The organism is Nitrobacter sp. 62-13, from assembly GCF_001896955.1.
Classification (GTDB): Bacteria; Pseudomonadota; Alphaproteobacteria; order Rhizobiales; family Xanthobacteraceae; genus Nitrobacter.
The window spans coordinates 1,430-2,824 of the sequence record NZ_MKRN01000071.1 but is presented as its reverse complement, the minus strand read 5'-3'; the positions used below and the strand labels follow the sequence as shown (position 1 = coordinate 2,824).

Below are 1,395 nucleotides of genomic sequence, written 5' to 3'. Positions count from 1 at the left end.
GGGGGACACACCGAGCACTGCGGCCATTACAAGGATAATAAGTCGGGCCACTCGTGGGACGCGGGGCGTTTTCTGCCACCCCATGATCCCGTAACTGCGGGGTTATTCGAGTATCTCCTGGATGGAAGCGTTCGAGCGACCTCCAATGATCCGGGAAAAGCCTCTTATCTGATTGATTATCTCGGCTTGGGTTGTTCCCGACTCACGGATCGTAGGCGAGCGCACGCGCGGATTTTGATCGACACTCTGGGCGCTCAGCCCGATCAGGATGTCGTCGACTGGCTGCGGCAAGAATACTTGCAGACAGACGCGAATGACCGGCTGAAGCAATTTTACTCTCTTTCCAAGCAGATACTCGAACCATGACGCGCACCAGACGAAAGCTGATCGAAGTCGCGCTGCCGCTGGATGCGATCAACGCCGCCTCGGCGCGCGAAAAATCCATCCGGCACGGGCACCCGAGCACGCTGCATCTGTGGTGGGCCAGGCGGCCGCTTGCGGCCGCACGCGCCGTGATCTTTGCGCAGATGGTGGATGACCCTTCGTCCTTCCCAGACCTGTTTCCGACCGAGAAGGCGCAGGAGAAAGAGCGCGCCCGCCTGTTCCGCATCATCGAGGAGCTGGTGAAGTGGGAGAACACCACCAACGAAGCCGTGCTGCAAAAGGCGCGGGACGAAATCTGGCAGAGCTGGCGTCGAGCCTGCGCCGATAACGCGGATGATCCCCGTGCGAGCGAGTTGTTCGACCGGCACAAGCTGCCGGCGTTTCATGATCCCTTCGCCGGCGGCGGTGCCTTGCCGTTGGAAGCGCAGCGGCTGGGCCTGGAATCCTACGCGAGCGACCTCAATCCAGTCGCGGTACTGATCAACAAGGCGATGATCGAGATACCGCCCAAGTTCGCGGGAAAGCCTCCGGTCAATCCAATAGCGCGAGCCGAACTTGCGCGGGGCGGTCGATGGAATAGCGCTGGCGCCCAAGGGCTCGCAGAGGATGTCCGCTACTACGGTCAGTGGATGCGCGATGAGGCTGAAAAGCGCATCGGCCATCTGTACCCGAAGATAGAGATCACGGCCGAGATGGCAGCCGAGCGACCGGACTTGAAACGCTATGTCGGTCGCAGCCTTACAGTTATCGCTTGGCTTTGGGCGCGCACCGTCAAGAGTCCAAATCCGGCGTTCAGCAATGTCGATGTGCCGCTTGCCTCCAGCTTCATGCTTTTCGCTAAAGCAGGCAAAGAGGCATATGTGGAGCCGGTGATCGACGGCAGCACCTATCGATTCACCGTGAAGGTCGGCAAGCCGAAGGATCCGGAAACCACGAAGAACGGGACAAAGCTCGCACGTGGAGCAAATTTCCGCTGCTTGATGTCCGGCTCACCAATCGTTGGCGATTACA

The 1,395-nt window shown here is 59.8% G+C and carries 2 protein-coding genes; both read left to right on the top strand.

Annotation, left to right across the window (positions count from 1 at the left end):
* Positions 1–366: hypothetical protein (locus BGN91_RS06950; RefSeq protein ID WP_292611736.1), on the top strand; the 366-nt coding region annotated here is incomplete at its 5' end.
* A partial coding sequence (locus tag BGN91_RS06945) for a DUF1156 domain-containing protein (RefSeq protein WP_292611734.1) occupies positions 363–1,395 on the top strand: 1,033 nt, incomplete at its 3' end. The genes BGN91_RS06950 and BGN91_RS06945, both read left to right, overlap by 4 nt.